Source organism: Vandammella animalimorsus (genome assembly GCF_002288875.1).
GTDB lineage: Bacteria > Pseudomonadota > Gammaproteobacteria > Burkholderiales > Burkholderiaceae_C > Lampropedia > Lampropedia animalimorsus.
In genome coordinates, this window is sequence record NZ_NTBH01000004.1 from 29,849 (window position 1) to 45,708 (window position 15,860).

General features: G+C 67.7%; 17 protein-coding genes. 13 read left to right on the forward strand and 4 right to left on the reverse strand.

The window, feature by feature from the left end:
- Positions 1 to 86 precede the first annotated feature (86 nt).
- The 11 genes from CLI93_RS07155 (at position 87) to CLI93_RS07205 (ending at position 10,009) form a co-directional block, all read left to right on the forward strand.
- Positions 87 to 1,274: a pyridoxal phosphate-dependent aminotransferase gene (locus CLI93_RS07155; RefSeq protein ID WP_095541449.1), complete on the forward strand. Its 1,188-nt coding sequence runs from the start codon at positions 87 to 89 to the stop codon at positions 1,272 to 1,274.
- A gap of 92 nt (positions 1,275 to 1,366) precedes the next feature.
- Entirely contained in the window at positions 1,367 to 3,043 is a 1,677-nt protein-coding gene (locus tag CLI93_RS07160; protein WP_095995728.1) for a CTP synthase, read from the forward strand.
- An 83-nt stretch (positions 3,044 to 3,126) separates the two neighbouring features.
- Positions 3,127 to 3,372 carry a hypothetical protein gene (locus CLI93_RS07165; RefSeq protein WP_095541451.1) on the forward strand — a complete coding sequence of 82 codons (246 nt, stop codon included), beginning with the start codon at positions 3,127 to 3,129 and terminating at the stop codon, positions 3,370 to 3,372.
- Entirely contained in the window at positions 3,372 to 3,818 is a 447-nt protein-coding gene (locus tag CLI93_RS07170; protein ID WP_095541452.1) for a TA system VapC family ribonuclease toxin, read from the forward strand. The genes CLI93_RS07165 and CLI93_RS07170 overlap by 1 nt, the downstream gene beginning before the upstream one ends.
- Positions 3,815 to 4,672, forward strand: a complete 858-nt coding sequence (kdsA, locus tag CLI93_RS07175) for a 3-deoxy-8-phosphooctulonate synthase (RefSeq protein WP_095541453.1) — start codon at positions 3,815 to 3,817, stop codon at positions 4,670 to 4,672. The genes CLI93_RS07170 and kdsA overlap by 4 nt, the downstream gene beginning before the upstream one ends.
- A 21-nt stretch (positions 4,673 to 4,693) precedes the next feature.
- On the forward strand, positions 4,694 to 4,981 hold the full coding sequence (locus CLI93_RS07180) for a DUF1330 domain-containing protein (RefSeq protein ID WP_095541454.1): 288 nt from the start codon (positions 4,694 to 4,696) through the stop codon (positions 4,979 to 4,981).
- Positions 4,982 to 5,067: 86 nt separating this feature from the next.
- Entirely contained in the window at positions 5,068 to 6,354 is a 1,287-nt protein-coding gene (eno, locus tag CLI93_RS07185; RefSeq protein WP_095541455.1) for a phosphopyruvate hydratase, read from the forward strand.
- Positions 6,355 to 6,401: 47 nt separating this feature from the next.
- Entirely contained in the window at positions 6,402 to 6,695 is a 294-nt protein-coding gene (locus CLI93_RS07190) for a septum formation initiator family protein (RefSeq protein ID WP_095539518.1), read from the forward strand.
- Between the two features lie 55 nt (positions 6,696 to 6,750).
- A complete protein-coding gene (locus tag CLI93_RS07195; protein ID WP_095995729.1) occupies positions 6,751 to 8,067 on the forward strand; it encodes a glycerate kinase type-2 family protein in 1,317 nt (438 codons plus the stop codon).
- Entirely contained in the window at positions 8,064 to 9,557 is a 1,494-nt protein-coding gene (pyk, locus tag CLI93_RS07200) for a pyruvate kinase (RefSeq protein ID WP_095995730.1), read from the forward strand. The genes CLI93_RS07195 and pyk overlap by 4 nt, the downstream gene beginning before the upstream one ends.
- Entirely contained in the window at positions 9,554 to 10,009 is a 456-nt protein-coding gene (locus CLI93_RS07205) for a hypothetical protein (protein ID WP_095995731.1), read from the forward strand. The genes pyk and CLI93_RS07205 overlap by 4 nt, the downstream gene beginning before the upstream one ends.
- A 39-nt stretch (positions 10,010 to 10,048) precedes the next feature.
- On the opposite strand, the gene CLI93_RS07210 is transcribed toward CLI93_RS07205, so the two are convergent.
- Genes CLI93_RS07210 through CLI93_RS07225 form a run of 4 tightly spaced genes read right to left on the reverse strand, consistent with a single transcriptional unit; the run spans position 10,049 to position 12,976 of the window.
- Positions 10,049 to 11,005 carry a PHP domain-containing protein gene (locus CLI93_RS07210; RefSeq protein WP_095995732.1) on the reverse strand — a complete coding sequence of 319 codons (957 nt, stop codon included), beginning with the start codon at positions 11,003 to 11,005 and terminating at the stop codon, positions 10,049 to 10,051.
- Positions 10,983 to 11,441 carry an rRNA maturation RNase YbeY gene (ybeY, locus tag CLI93_RS07215; protein WP_095995733.1) on the reverse strand — a complete coding sequence of 153 codons (459 nt, stop codon included), beginning with the start codon at positions 11,439 to 11,441 and terminating at the stop codon, positions 10,983 to 10,985. Before ybeY ends, CLI93_RS07210 begins: the two co-directional genes overlap by 23 nt.
- A gap of 4 nt (positions 11,442 to 11,445) precedes the next feature.
- Positions 11,446 to 11,997 (reverse strand): lysozyme inhibitor, encoded by a 552-nt coding sequence (locus tag CLI93_RS07220; protein ID WP_143326993.1) that lies wholly within the window; start codon positions 11,995 to 11,997, stop codon positions 11,446 to 11,448.
- Positions 11,990 to 12,976, reverse strand: coding sequence for a PhoH family protein (locus tag CLI93_RS07225; RefSeq protein WP_238946618.1), 987 nt, complete (start codon positions 12,974 to 12,976; stop codon positions 11,990 to 11,992). The genes CLI93_RS07220 and CLI93_RS07225 overlap by 8 nt, the downstream gene beginning before the upstream one ends.
- 196 nt (positions 12,977 to 13,172) lie before the next feature.
- On the opposite strand from CLI93_RS07225, the gene ruvA reads away from it, so the two are divergent.
- Both ruvA and CLI93_RS07235 read left to right on the forward strand, forming a co-directional pair.
- A complete protein-coding gene (ruvA, locus tag CLI93_RS07230; RefSeq protein ID WP_095541463.1) occupies positions 13,173 to 13,760 on the forward strand; it encodes a Holliday junction branch migration protein RuvA in 588 nt (195 codons plus the stop codon).
- A 77-nt stretch (positions 13,761 to 13,837) separates the two neighbouring features.
- Entirely contained in the window at positions 13,838 to 15,790 is a 1,953-nt protein-coding gene (locus CLI93_RS07235) for a trypsin-like peptidase domain-containing protein (RefSeq protein WP_095541464.1), read from the forward strand.
- Positions 15,791 to 15,860 lie beyond the last annotated feature (70 nt).

A 15,860-nucleotide genomic window follows, 5' to 3' on the forward strand; every position in this document is an offset into this window, starting at 1 on the left:
GCTTTGCGCCTTGCAGCCCATCCCAAGCCGCTGCTTGCCCACTCGCCCCAGATTTTGAGCAGGCTCTCAGCGCCTGCCGAACACACATGAGCACCCTCTCCCTCCGCGCCACCCAGACTCGCCCGTTTTACGTCATGGAGGTGGCCAAGGCCGCGCAACGCCTCATCGCCGAGCGCGGCAACACGCCGCCGATGCGCTATCTGAACATTGGCGAGCCCGATTTCACCGCCCCCCCGCGCGTGCAGCAGGCCGCCATTGCGGCCATCGAGGCCGGCCACAGCCAATACACCGCCGCGCTGGGGCTGGATGCACTGCGCCAGGCCATCAGCGGCTGGTATGCCACGCGCTTTGGCGTGCAGGTTGCGCCCGAGCGCATCGTCATCACCGCCGGCGCCTCGGCCGCGCTGCACCTGGCCTGCCTGGCGCTGCTGCAAGAGGGCGACCAGGTGCTGCTGCCCGACCCCTGCTACCCCTGCAACCAGCAGTTCGTGCAGGTCGCCGGCGCGCAGCCGGTGTGCATCCCAGTCGATGCGGCCAGCCGCTTTCAGCTCACGGCCGAACAGGTCGCGGCGCACTGGGGGCCGAAAACCCGTGGCGTGCTGCTGGCCTCGCCCTCCAACCCTACCGGCACTTCGATGCCGTTTGCGCAGCTGCGCGCCATCCACGATTTTGTGCGCGCCCGCGGCGGCGTGACCCTGGTCGATGAGATTTACCTGGGCCTGTCCTACGACAGCGAGTACGGCCAGACGGCCCTGGCCTTGAGCGAGGACATCATCAGCATCAACAGCTTCAGCAAGTACTTCAACATGACTGGCTGGCGCCTGGGCTGGCTGGTGGTGCCGCCGGCGCTGGTAGCGCCCATCGAGCGGCTGGCGCAAAACCTGTTCATCTGCCCCAGCACCATTGCCCAACATGCGGCGCTGGCCTGCTTTCACCCCGACAGCATCGCCGAGTACGAGCGCCGCCGCGCCATCTTTCGTGATCGACTGCAAAGCTTCATCGCTCCGTTGCCCGGCCTGGGCCTGCAGGTGCCCGTGCAGCCCGACGGCGCGTTCTACGTCTGGGCCGACTGCCGTGAGGCGGCCCAGCGCCTGGGCGTGCAAGGCAGTTGGGACTTTGCCTTTGCGCTGCTGGAGCAGGCGCGCATTGCCGTGGCACCCGGCAAGGACTTCGGCCAGCACGGCATGGAGCATTTCGTGCGCTTTTCCATCGCCACCTCCAACGACAACCTGCGCGAAGCCATGGCGCGCATGCAGCAATTGCTCGAGCGTTGACTCTGCCCAGGCCGTTGGGCGCTGCCGCCGGTGCCGCCCCAGGGCGGCGGGGCATCGGTTCTATAATTGCCATTTCCCCCATCCCCCGAGACATGACCAAATTCGTCTTCGTCACCGGCGGTGTGGTGTCGTCCCTGGGCAAGGGCGTCGCTGCCGCCTCGCTGGCTGCCATCCTGGAATCGCGCGGCCTCAAAGTCACCCTCATCAAGCTCGATCCGTACATCAACGTCGATCCGGGCACCATGAGCCCCTTCCAGCACGGCGAGGTGTTCGTCACCGACGACGGCGCCGAGACCGATCTGGACCTGGGCCATTACGAGCGCTTCATCGAAACGCGCATGAAGCAGGCCAACAACTTCACCACCGGCCGCATCTACCAGAGCGTGCTGGAAAAAGAGCGCCGCGGCGACTACCTGGGCAAGACGGTGCAGGTGATTCCGCACATCACGGGCGAGATTCAGGAATTCATCAAGCGCGGCGCAGGCATTGGCACGCCCGACGCGGTGGACGTGGCCATTGCCGAGGTCGGCGGCACGGTGGGCGACATCGAATCGCTGCCTTTCCTGGAGGCCGTGCGCCAGCTGGCGCTGAAGCTCGGGCCCAACAACAGCGCCTTCGTGCATCTGACCTATTTGCCCTGGATTGCCGCCGCGGGCGAGCTGAAAACCAAGCCCACGCAGCACACGGTGCAGAAGCTGCGCGAGATCGGCATCCAGCCCGACGTGCTGCTGTGCCGCGCCGACCGCGCCATTCCGCAGGACGAGCGCGACAAGATCAGCCTGTTCACCAACGTGCCGGCCTGGGGCGTGATCTCCATGCCCGACGTGGACACCATCTACAAGGTGCCGCGCCTGCTGCACGAGCAGGGCCTGGACGGCCTGATCTGCGACAAGCTGCGCCTGAACACGCCGCCGGCCAACCTCAAGCGTTGGGACGACCTGGTGCATGAAACCGAGCACCCGCAGGGCGAAGTGCGCGTGGCCATGGTGGGCAAGTACGTGGAGCTGAGCGACAGCTACAAATCCGTCAACGAAGCGCTGCGCCACGCCGGCATGAAAAACCACGTGCGCGTGCGCATCGACCACATCGACTCCGAAACGCTGGAAGGCCCGGCAGGCGCCGCCGCGCAGAAGCTGGCCGCCTACGACGCCATTCTGGTGCCCGGCGGCTTTGGCGCGCGCGGGGTGGAAGGCAAGATTGCCACCGCCCGCTACGCGCGCGAACACCAGGTGCCCTACCTGGGCATTTGCCTGGGGATGCAGGTGGCCACCATCGAATACGCGCGCCATGTGGCCGGCCTGAGCAAGGCCAACAGCACCGAGTTCGACCCGCACACGCCCGAGCCTGTGATTGCCCTCATCGACGAATGGGAAGACCAGGACGGCAGCATCCAAAAGCGCGACGCCAGCAGCGACTTAGGCGGCACCATGCGCCTGGGCGCGCAAAGCTCCGACGTACAGCCCGGCACGCTGGCGCACCAAATCTACGGCGACGTGGTGACCGAGCGCCACCGCCACCGCTACGAGGCCAACACCAACTACCTGGACAAGCTGCGCGAAGCGGGCCTGGTGATCTCGGCGCTGACGCAGCGCGAGCACTTGACCGAAATCGTCGAGCTGCCGCAAAGCGTGCACCCCTGGTACATCGGCGTGCAATTCCACCCCGAGTTCAAGAGCACGCCCTGGAACGGTCACCCGCTGTTCAACGCCTTCATCAAGGCGGCGCTGGCGCGGCAGAAAAAGACCGCTGTCCCTGCTCGCGAGGCCTGAGCCCAGGGCGGCTTGCCAAGCCCGCGCCCGGCAACTAACATCACTGCATCAACATGATGCTTTGATGCAAAGGAGAGCACCCCATGCGCAGCACCTTCAACCTGGACGACGACATGCTCATCCTCGCGCAGCAAACCGCCCAGCGCGAGCGCATCACGCTGGGCCAGGCCGTCTCGCAGTGGATGCGGCGCGGCGCGCAGCACATGGCCGACGCCCCCGCGCCCCTGGCCAGCCAGCCGCGCAGCCCCTACAGCGTGTATCCAGCGCGCAGCGGCCCGCCCATCACCTCGCAGGATGTCTATCGCCTGCTGGACGAGGAAGGCGTGTAATGCCAGCCACTTCCCGCCGCCTGCTGCTGGACGTGAACGTCTGGGTCGCGCTGCTCGACGAGCAGCACGTGCACAACCAGGCCGCCATCGCCCTGTGGCAACGCCCCGGCCTGCGCATCGCCACCTGCCCGCTGACCGAAAACGGCGCGCTGCGCATCTGCGCCATGCCCGGCCTGGGCCGGGGGCGGCCCGCCAGCCTGGCCACCATCCGCGCGGCCATGCAGCGCGCCTGCGGCGACGTGGACCACCAATTCTGGCCCGATGCCCTGTCACTCATCCGCGGCGACGCGCTGGACTTCAGCCGCATCAGCGGCCACAACCAGATCACCGACGCTTACCTGCTGGCCCTGGCCGTCCACCACGGCGGCGCCCTGGCCAGCTTCGACCAGCGCATCGCCCTCTCGGCCGTGCGCAGCGCCACCCCTGACCACTTGCTCCTGCTATGAACCTCTGCGGCTTTCCCATCGGCCTGGATCGGCCCTTCTTCCTCATCGCCGGCCCCTGCGTGGTCGAATCCGAACAGCTGCAAATGGACGTGGCCGGCCAGCTCAAGGAGATCACCGCGCAGCTGGGCATCCCCTTCATCTTCAAAAGCAGCTACGACAAGGCCAACCGCTCCAGCGGCGCGAGCTTTCGCGGCCCCGGCATGGAAAAGGGGCTGGAAATCCTCGCCAAGGTGAAGAAAGAACTGCAGCTGCCCGTGCTCACCGACGTGCACACCGAGGCCGAAATCCCCGCCGTAGCCGCCGTGGTGGACGTGCTGCAAACCCCCGCCTTCCTTTGCCGCCAAACCGACTTCATCCGCGCCGTGGCGCAGTCGGGCAAGCCGGTGAACATCAAGAAAGGCCAGTTCCTCGCGCCCCACGACATGAAAAACGTCATCGACAAAGCCCGCGCCGCCGCGCGCGAAGCGGGCCTGCCCGAAGACAACTTCATGGCCTGCGAGCGCGGCGCCAGCTTTGGCTACAACAATCTCGTTTCCGACATGCGGGCACTTGCCATCATGCGCGAGACCGGCGCGCCCGTGGTGTTTGATGCCACCCACAGCGTGCAACTGCCCGGCGGCCAAGGCACCTCAAGCGGCGGCCAGCGCGAAATAGTGCCCGTGCTCGCGCGCGCGGCCGTGGCCGTGGGCGTGGCCGGCCTGTTCATGGAAACCCACCCCGATCCGAAAAACGCCTTGAGCGACGGGCCGAATGCCGTGCCGCTCAAGCACATGAAAGCGCTGCTGGAAACCCTGCTGGCGCTGGATGCGGTCACCAAGCAAAACGGTTTTCTTGAAGACCATTTTTCCCCCTGAACCTTTCCCGGAGCCCTTGCCATGCCCTACGGCTACGTCATCGCCAACGTCCACGTCACCAACCCCGAGCAAATGGCCGAGTACCGCGAATGGAGCACCCAGGCCGCCCAGGCCCACGGCGGCGAGTTCATCGTGCGCGGCGGCCAGCAGCAGGTGCTCGAAGGCCAGGCCCACGCGCGCACCGTGGTGCTGCGCTTTCCCAGCTACGCAGCGGCGCAGGCGTTCTATGATTCGCCCGAATACCGCAAGGCGCGCCAGGTGCGCGAAGGCGCGGGCGTGTTCAATATGCTGTGCGTCGAAGGGCTGTGAGCGCTTCTTTCTGAACCCAGGCGCGCCCGCTTTTCCGCTTTTCATTTCCCAATTCACTTGATCTGAAACCCGCAAAGGAAACCATCATGAGTGCCATTGTTGACATCGTCGGCCGCGAAATCCTCGACAGCCGCGGCAACCCCACCGTCGAGTGCGACGTGCTGCTGGAGTCGGGCGTGATGGGCCGCGCCGCCGTGCCCTCGGGCGCATCCACCGGCGCGCGCGAGGCCATCGAGCTGCGCGACGGCGACAAGGGCCGTTATCTGGGCAAGGGCGTGCTCAAGGCCGTGCAGCACATCAATACGGAAATCTCCGAGGCCGTGCTGGGCCTGGATGCGGCCGAGCAAGCCTTCCTCGATCGCACGCTGATCGACCTGGACGGCACCGACAACAAATCGCGCCTGGGCGCCAATGCGCTGCTGGCCGTGTCCATGGCCGTGGCCCGCGCCGCTGCCGAGGAAACCGGCCTGCCGCTGTACCGCTACTTCGGCGGCATGGGCGGCGTGACCCTGCCCGTGCCGATGATGAACGTCATCAACGGCGGCGCGCACGCCAACAACAGCCTGGATCTGCAAGAGTTCATGATCATCCCCAGCGGCGCGCAGAGCTTTCGCGAGGCGCTGCGCTGGGGCGCCGAGGTGTTCCACGCGCTGAAGAAAATCATCCACGACAAGGGCATGAGCACCGCCGTGGGCGACGAAGGCGGCTTTGCCCCCAACGTGGAAAACCACGAGGCGGCCATCGGCCTGATCCTGCAATCCATCGAGGCGGCCGGCTACCGCCCCGGCGAGCAAATCGCCCTGGGCCTGGACTGCGCCTCCAGCGAGTTCTTCAAGGACGGCATCTACACCCTCGAAGGCGAAGGCGGCCTCAAACTCTCGGCGGCCGAGTGGACGGAAAAACTCTGCACCTGGTGCGAGAAATACCCCATCGTCAGCATCGAGGACGGCATGGCCGAAGGCGACTGGGACGGCTGGAAGCTGCTGACCGCACGCCTGGGCAAGAAAGTCCAGCTGGTGGGCGATGACCTGTTCGTCACCAACACCAAGATCCTCAAGGAAGGCATCGACAAGGGCATTGCGAACTCCATCCTCATCAAGATCAACCAGATCGGCACGCTGACCGAGACTTTCGAGGCCATCGAGATGGCCAAGCGCGCGCGCTACACCGCCGTCATCAGCCACCGCTCGGGCGAGACCGAAGACGCCACCATTGCCGATATCGCCGTGGGCACCAACGCCGGCCAGATCAAGACCGGCTCCTTGAGCCGCAGCGACCGCATGGCCAAATACAACCAGCTGCTGCGCATCGAGGAAGACCTGGGCGACGTGGCCGTCTACCCCGGCGCCTCGGCCTTCTACAACCTGCGCTGAGCGCTGGCGCGCCCCCAGTCTGAACCCACTGCAAGACGGCCCCTGCCATGCGACTGCCCCTGCGCCTGCGCCATCTCACCACCGTCGCGCTGCTGCTGCTGCTGGCCTGGCTGCAGTGGCAGCTCTGGACTGGGCGCGGCAGTTACCCCAACGTCGAGCTGATGCGCGAGGAAATTGCCGTGCAGCGCCACTCCAACGCGCTGATGCGGCAGGACAACGAGCGCCTGCTCAACGACATCGCCGACCTGCGCGAAGGCCGCGAGATGATGGAGGAAATCGCCCGCCAGGAGCTGGGCATGATCCGCCCCAACGAAGTCTTCGTGCAATACACCAAGCCCTGAGAGTCTGTTCAACATCTCGGCGCGAGTTCGGATTGGGCAGGCCAAACCCGCTGCCATGACACCCAGCATCGCCAATCCCCCCGCACTGCTGCGCCGCCTGCTGGATGCGGCCATCGCCGCCGCGCAACCGGCGCAGCAGCTGGCGCGGCACCTGCCACCGCTGCCGCCAACCGTTGCCGCCGGTAAAGGCCGGGTGCTGGTCTTGGGCGCTGGCAAGGCCTCGGCCGCCATGGCCGCAGCGCTGGAGCAGGCCTGGCCCCATGCGCCACTGGGCGGACTGGTGGTCACGCGCTATGGCCATGCCGTGCCCTGCCAACGCATTGAGATCGTGCAGGCCGCACACCCCGTGCCCGATGCCGCCGGCCAGGCTGCCGCGCAGCGCATGCTGGCGCTGGCGCACAGCGCCGGCGCGCAGGATCTGGTAGTGTGCCTGTTCTCCGGCGGCGGATCGGCGCTGCTGCCGCTGGCCCTGCCAGGGCTGACGCTGGCCGACAAGCAGGCCCTCAACCAAGCCCTGCTGCGCAGCGGCGCCAGCATCCAGGAAATGAACTGCGTGCGCCGCCACCTCTCGGCCATCAAGGGCGGGCGGCTGGCGCTGGCCTGCTCGCCCGCGCCAGTGCTCAACCTGTTGATCTCCGACGTGCCCGGCGACGAGCCGGCCGACATCGCCTCCGGCCCCAGCGTGCCCGATGCCAGCAGCTGCGCCCAGGCGCTGGACATCCTTCAGCGCTACCACATCGCCGTGCCCGAGGCGGCGCGGCAGCTGCTGCAATCGGGCGCGGGCGAAAGCATCGCCCCGGGCGACGCCCGCCTGCCGGCCATCACCACGCGACTGATCGCCACCCCGCAGCAGGCCCTGCGGGCCGCTGCCGCCGCTGCGCGCCAGGCCGGGCTGCACGCCTACATCCTGGGCGACGCGCTGGAAGGCCAAGCCGCCGAGCTGGCCCGCGCCCTGGCCGGCATGGCCCGCTACGCCCAGCGCCATGCGCCGCAGCCCACCCTGCCCTGGCAGCGGCCCTGCGTGCTGCTCTCGGGCGGTGAAACCACCGTCACGCTGGCGGCCAGCAACAGCCCCACGGCTCGGGGCGGGCGCAATGCGCACTTCCTGCTGGCGCTGGCTTTGGCGCTGCGCGGCGCGCCAGGCATCCACGCGCTGGCGGCCGACACCGACGGCGTGGACGGCAGCGAAGCCATCGCCGGCGCCTGCATCGGCCCGGATACACTGGCACGCGCGCGCCAGCAAGGGCTGGGCGCCCAGCAGGCGCTGGACGGGCACGACGCGCACAGCTTCTTCGAGGCCCTGGGCGATGCCATCGTCACCGGCCCTACGCGCACCAACGTCAACGACTTTCGCGCCATCCTGATCCTATGACGCACGCCGCACGCCGCCCACACATCCCCCCCAACGCCCGTCATACCCAGGCCAAGATCGTGGCCACCATCGGCCCGGCCACCGACGACAAGGAGCGCATCCGTGCGCTGCACGAGGCCGGCGCCAACGTATTCCGCCTGAACTTCAGCCACGGCAGCCATGCCGACCACCAGCGCCGCCACGCCTGGATCCGCGAGATCGAGGCCGAGAGCGGCCGCCCCATCGCCATCCTGATGGACCTGCAAGGCCCCAAGCTGCGCATTGGCAGCTTCGCGCAGGGCTCGGCACTACTGGAGCCAGGCCAGCCCTTCCGGCTCGATATGGACACGGCCATCCCCGGCAGCGAGCAGCGCGTGGCCATGCTGCACCCGGAAATCTTCGCCGCGCTGCGCCCGGGCACGGAGCTGCTGCTCGACGACGGCCGGCTGCGCCTGCGCGTGGCGCACTGCGGCGCGGACTATGCGCACACCGTGGTGACCGTGGGCGGCGTGCTCAGCAACCGCAAGGGCGTGAACGTCCCCGGCGTGCTGCTGCCCATCTCCGCGTTGACCGACAAGGACTGCGCCGATTTGGAATTCGGCCTCTCGCTGGGCGTGGACTGGGTGGCCCTGTCCTTCGTGCAGCGCGCCAGCGACATCGCCGCACTGCGCCAGCGCATCGCCGGGCGCGCGGCCATCGTCGCCAAGCTGGAAAAGCCTGCCGCCATCGACGCGCTGGAGAGCATCGTCGCCGAAACCGATGCCGTGATGGTCGCGCGCGGCGACCTGGGCGTGGAAATGCCCGCCGAGCAAGTGCCCGCCATCCAGCGCCAGATCATCCGCGCCTGCCGCCGCCAGGGCCGCCCGGTCATCGTCGCCACGCAAATGCTCGAATCCATGGTCGGCTCGCCCGTGCCCACGCGCGCCGAAGCCTCGGACGTGGCCACCGCCATCTACGAAGGCGCCGATGCCGTGATGCTCTCAGCCGAATCGGCCTCGGGCCACTACCCGCTGCAGGCCGTGCAGATGATGCAACGCATCATCGAGCACAGCGAAGCCGACCCCACCTGGCGCGAAGGCCTGCAGGCCAGCCAATCACCCCCCGAAGCCACCGTCGCCGACGCCATCGGCCTGGCCATGCGCCACGCCATCGCGCTGCTGCAGGCCTCGGCCACCGTGGCCTACACCAGCTCCGGCTACGCCGCGCTGCGCACCGCGCGCGAGCGCCCTGCCGCGCCCATCATCGGCCTGACCCCACACCTGACCACCGCACGGCGGCTGACGCTGGTCTGGGGCGTACACCCCATCGTCACCCCAGAGCTGGCCGTGGGCACCAGCGTCGAACACATGGCCGAGGTGGCCGAGCGCAGCGCCTGCGACGCCGGCTTTGCCGGCCCGGGCGACTATTTGGTGATCTCCGCCGGCCTGCCCTTTGCCACGCCCGGCACCACCAACCTGCTGAAAATCATCCGCATCGCCGCACCCGCCGCCGGCAGCGCAGCAGCGCCATGAAGATCGACCTGGCCTGCCAACTGCCCTGCAGCCTGGCCCAAGCCGCCGCCCAGGCCCGGCGCCCCCGCCTGCTGCACTACGTGGCCCACCCGCTGGTGCGGTTTCGCGCCCAACAACCGCCGCAACTGCCAGACATCTGGCAGCCAGGTTGCTATGAGATGCGCATGTATTTGTTTGGCCTGATTCCGCTGGGGCGGCAGACCATCGTGATTTCATTTCCGGAACACGGTGGCGGCTTTGCACTGCGCGACAACAGCCATGGCAGCCTGGTGCGGCGCTGGGATCACCTCATCACACTCACCCCCAACGATGCCGGCACCTGCTACCGCGATCAGGTCGCCATCGAAGCTGGTTGGCTGACTTGGCCGGTATGGCTGTTTGCCCAGCTGTTTTACCGCCACCGCCAGCGGCGCTGGCGGCAATTGGCAGCACGGGATTTCGAAGGGGTTTAGAGCGTGTTATGCACTTTGCGCCCCCCGCGCGTTCACCGTTCACTCCCCGCAGGCCATGGCCATTGGCAGTTGCGTCCACACCGGTTGCAGCTGCTGCGGCAGCGGCGGCAGGCGGCCCAGCTCCACGCCGCCTGCGGTGGCGGGCGGGCGGTGGAAGTCGCTGCCGCGCGAGGCCAGCAGGCCGTGGCTGCGCGCCATGGCGGCCAGCTCGGCGATGTGCTCGGCCGGCTGTGGGCCGGAGATGACTTCCATGCCCTGGCCGCCGCTGGCCTTGAAGTGCTGCAACAGGGTTTGCAGGGCTGGCGGCGGCAAGTCGTAGGCCAGCGGATGCGCCAGCACGGCCAGACCGCCGGCGGCGCGGATGGCGGCGATGGCCTGCTCCAACGGCAGCCATTGCGTGGGCACGAAGCAGCGGCCCTGCTCGCCCAGATAGCGCTGGAAGACCTGCTGCTCGCTGCCGGCCTGGCCGCTGTGTACCAGGTAGCGCGCCAGGTGCGGCCGCGCCAGCTGGCTGGGCTGGCCGCCGGCCTGCGCCAGCGCGCCTTGCCAGACGCCGCGAAAGCCAGCCTGCTCCAGGCACTGCGCCATGCGCCAGGCGCGCTGCACGCGCAGTTGTTGGTTGGCCGCCAGCGCCTGCTGCAGCGCGGCGTGGTCAATGTCCATGCCCAGGCCGACGATGTGCAGGGTGCGCCCCTGGTACAGCGCCGAGATTTCCACCCCGCTGACCCAGGCCAGGCCCAGCGCGCGTGCGGCCTGCGCAGCCTGCCGCTGGCCGGCCAAGGTGTCGTGGTCGGTCAGCGCCCACAGCGCCACACCTTGTCGATGCGCGCGTGCGGCCAGCTCGGCCGGGGCCAGCGTGCCGTCCGAAGCGGTGGAGTGGCAGTGCAGATCGGCCGCCAGCGCGGCGGCGGCGCCCTGCGCCGGCGCGCCTGGCCGAGGATCCGGCCAATGTGCTGGCCCATCAGCCGGCCGCTCAGTCTGCGTAGGGGTTGGCATAGCCCAGCCGCTCGAGGATGCACACTTCCTGCGCCTCCATGGCTTGTGCATCGGCCTCGCTGGTTTCGTGGTCCCAGCCCTGGGCGTGCAGCACACCATGCACCACCATGTGCGCGTAGTGCGCCTCCAGCGTCTTGCCTTGCTGGAGCGCCTCTTGGGCGATGACAGGGGCGCACAGCACCAAGTCGGCCATGACCAGCGGCTGCTGCGCGTAGTCAAAGGTCAGCACGTTGGTGGCGTAGTCCTTGTGGCGGTAGCTGTGGTTGAGCGCGCGCCCTTCTTCGGCATCGACGATGCGCACGGTGATTTCGGCATCGCGCTCCAGCGCATGGCGTATCCAGCGTGCCACGCGGTGGCGCGGCAGGGCCTGGCGGTGCTGGCGCACCTGCTCGGTGGATGCGAATTGCAATGACAGCGACAGTTGCGGCAAGGCCATGGCGTCACTCCTGCGGCGCGCCTGGCGCGCCTGACGCCCCTGTGGCGCGCTGGCAGCCCTGCAGCAGCGGCACTTCCATGGCGGCGCTGCCTGCAGCCCTGATGCTCAGGCCGCCAGCGCCATCGCCCTGCCCTGCGTGCCAGCGGTAGCTGGCCTGCTGCGTGCTTTGGGCCTGGGCCACGTAGTGCGGTTGCAGCGCTTGCTCCACGTGCTGCATGGCGATGCGCTGCCCGGCAAACTCCACAATGGCGCGGCCTGCCGGGCGGCCGCCTTGGTGTTCATAGCGCACCTGCAGTTGCTGGCCATCGTCGCAGCGGTACTGCACTTGCCGTACCTGAGCGGGATGCTGCGGCTGCGAACGTGCGGGGGGGGTGGCCAGCTCGGCAGCCGCCGTGCGCGCCGAGGCGCGGTCGGCCCGGCCTGTCGGCGCCGCGCTGCAAGCGGCCAGCAGCAGCGCGGCGCTCAGCCAAAGTCCTGCCCAAGGCCATGCAGCGCGATGTGCCTGCATGGTTGCGCCTGCGGCAATGGCTGGGGTGGAAGGCGATGGCTCATGCATGGCCGGCCTGCTCCTGCGCGTCGTCACTGCCTGCTGCCGCTGCTGCGGCGCGGGCCGGGCTGGCGGCCTTGGCCCCTGCCTTGCCTCCTGTTGGAGCGACAGCGGGACGCGGGGTCACGCGGTCGTAGGCATCGACGATGCGCGCCACCAGTGGGTGGCGCACTACGTCGCCGCTGTCGAATTGCGTGAAGGCAATGCCCTTGACGTTCTTGAGCACGCGCCGCGCATCGAGCAGGCCGCTGACCGCGCCCTTGGGCAGGTCGATCTGGCTGGCGTCGCCGGTAATCACCGCCTTGGCGCCAAAGCCGATGCGGGTGAGGAACATCTTCATCTGCTCTGGCGTGGTGTTTTGCGCCTCGTCGAGGATGACGAAGGCATTGTTGAGCGTGCGCCCGCGCATGAAGGCCAGCGGCGCGATCTCCAGCGCGTTGCGCTCGAAGGCCTTTTGCACGCGCTCGAGTCCCATCAGCTCATACAGCGCGTCGTACAACGGGCGCAGATAGGGATCGACCTTTTGCGTCAGATCGCCGGGCAGAAAGCCCAGGCGCTCGCCGGCCTCCACCGCCGGGCGCGTGAGCACGATGCGCTGCACGGCATTGCGTTCCAGCGCATCGACCGCGCAGGCCACGGCCAGATAGGTCTTGCCGGTGCCGGCCGGGCCAATGCCGAAGGTGATGTCATGCTCGGCAATGTGGCTGAGATAGACGCTCTGGTTGGGCGTGCGGGCGCGCAAATCGCTGCGCCGCGTGGACAGCCGGGCTACGCCATCATCGCCCTCGTGCACGCTGGCCGCATCGCCGGCGAGCATCAGCTGCACGTGCTCGGCCGAGATGGCGCGGCCGGCCATCTCGTACAGCGCCTGCAATACCTCCAGCGCCTTTTGGGCATTGCGCTTGGCCCCTTCGATCTTGAAGGCGCCCTCGCGGCGGCTGATGGCCGTTTGCGTGGCCGCCTCGATGGTGCGGATGTGGGACTCCATCGGCCCCACCAGATTGGCCAGGCGCTGATTGCTGGACGGCACGAAAGCATGGCGCAAGACAGTGGACAAGTGCGGACTCTCCCAAAGTAAAAAAACTCCAGCCGGACTCTGCGGCACCCTCTGCCGTGCAAAGTAGACTGCGCCTGCATTATCGCGGCGGCCGCAGCCGCTGCGGCCCAGTTCAAACAAGCTTGCCATGATCGGAAAACTCACTGGAACCCTGGCGGAGAAAAACCCGCCGCACATCCTCATCGACTGCCAAGGCGTGGGCTACGAGGTGCTGGTGTCGATGAACACCTTCTACCACCTGCCCGCACTGGGTGAGCGCGTCAGCCTGGCCACGCAACTGATCGTGCGCGAGGACGCCCACCTGCTCTACGGCTTTGGCAGCGCGCAGGAGCGCAGCTGCTTTCGCGAGCTCATCAAAGTCTCCGGCCTGGGGCCCAAGACGGCGCTGGCCGTGCTCAGCGGCCTGACGGTGCAGGAGCTGGCCGCAGCCATTGCCCAGCAAGAACTCGGCCGCCTCACGCGCATCCCCGGCATTGGCAAGAAAACCGCCGAGCGCCTGCTGCTGGAGCTCAAAGGCAAGATTGGCGATGCCGCCGATGCCAGCCTGCCTGCAGCGGCCGGCCAGCAGGCCTCGCCAGAACATGCCGACATCCTGCAAGCGCTGCTGGCGTTGGGTTATTCCGACAAAGAGGCCCAACAATCGTTAAAAAACCTACCAAACGCGATAAGTGTAAGTGAAGGTATCAGGTTCGCCCTAAAATCGCTCTCGAAGTGAGTTTGCGCATGGCCACGGCGCCCCGCTCTGGCCATGCGGGCAGAGGCATACATCGTTTTCCAACTGGAGAGGCACATATGAAGAAACTGAACATCCATGCCGCGTTGGCTGCAGCCATCGGCCTGACTGGCGCGCACTGCGCCAGCGCCCAGGAGGCCGCGTTTGCGCCGTCCTATTACGCCCACGAGCAGGCCCCGCAGGCCAATGCCAAGTTCACGCCCGCCGTTGCCAAGCAGGCCCGCATCGCCCCCGCCGCCAAGCTGATCGCGCTGGGCGCCATGGATGAGCAGGCCCTGTTCACCAAGCTGGCCAGCGCCCCCATGGCCGGCGCGCACCAGGTCGGCGCGGCCCGCGCCAGCGCCGCCACCGGCACCGCCAAGGCCACGGCCCAAAACCTGCAGTGGCAGGCCCTGCCCAGCGGCGCGCACGCCGCCGCGCTGCAATACCAGTCGGACAACGCCTTCGCGCTGCGCCTGGGCCTGCTGGTCGATGCCCTGCCGGCCACAGCCATCGTGCGCGTTTACGCGCCCGGCCAGGCCGATGCCGCCATTGAAATCAGCGGCGCGCACATTCAGGAAACCCTGGCTCTGAACGCCAGCAACAGCGTCGGCGCCGCTGGCCTGACACCCGAGCAAATCAACACCTACTGGCTGCCCACCGTCGCTGGCGATGCGGCCGTGCTTGAAATCGAAGTGCCCGCCGGGCTGGATCCGGCCGGCGTGCAGGTGGCCATGCCCACGCTGTCGCACTTCTTTGAGTCGCCCGAAGTGGCCCTGGCCGAGATGGGCAAGCTCGAACGCATCGGCATGTCCGAAGGCTGCAACTACGACGCCACCTGCGCCACGGAAATCAGCGAAGTGCGCAAATCCGTAGGCCGCATGCTGATGACCGTGGACGGCAACAGCGGCTACTGCACCGGCACTCTGGTGGCCGATCAGGCGCGCTCGGGCACGCCCTACTTCATCACGGCCGAGCACTGCATCAGCACCCAGCCCGTGGCCTCCTCGCTGGAGACCGACTGGCGCTTCCACACCGAGACCTGCACCGCGGACAGCGGCGTCTCCAAGGAGCACAACCGCTTGTTTGGCATTGAGGCCGGCGCGCGCCTGGTCTATTCCGAGCGCCGCTTCGACACCACCTTGCTGGTGCTCAACGCGCTGCCGCGCGGCAACGTGCTGTTCTCCGGCTGGTGGGCCAGCCGCGAGCTGAACCAATCGGTCTATGGCATCAGCCACCCCAGGGGCGACCTGCAAAAAGTCAGCTACGGCCGCATCAGCAGCTACGCAGTGTGCACGCCCTTCAATGCCGACGGCCTGACCTCCTGCCGCCCCGGCACGGCCGACTACAGCGATTTCTTCAACGTCAACTACAGCTACGGCACCACCGAGCCCGGCAGCAGCGGCTCGGGCCTGTTCGCGCGCCATGCCGACGGCAACCACTACCTGATCGGCGTGCTCAGCTCCGGCAGCGCCTCGTGCAGCATGCGCGATGGCTCCAGCGTCTATGGCCGCTTCGACATGGCCTATGCCGATGGCCTGAAGTACTTCCTGGGCGAGAAAAACAGCACCTATGCCACGCTGCGCCCGATCTACCGCTTCTACAACCACGCCAGCGATTCGCATTTCTACACCCAAAGCCCTGAGCAGCGCGACATCGTGATCCGCAACATGCCCGGCTTCACCTACGAGCATGAGCAATTCATGGCCTACACCTACCAGGCCCCAGGCACAGTGCCGGTGCACCGCTTCTACAACCACGTGGTCGGCTCGCACTTCTACACCGCCAATGAGGCCGAAGCCCAGACCATGCGCACCCAGTTCGCCGACAGCCACGTCTACGAGGGCGTGGCCTGGTTCGCCCGCACGACCCCGGGCGATGGCACCAGCCCGGTGATGCGCTACTTCAACACCCATCGTGGCACTTACTTCTACACCATGATCCCCGAGCAGCAACGCATCATCGAGATGATCATGCCCTACTTCCGCAAGGATGGCGCGGCCTACTACGCCTGGCCCATGACCAGCCAATGACCGACCAGTAAGCACGACAGTGCGGCCCAGCGCCCCACTGCCCACACAGGCCCCACAAGGGGCCTGTTTT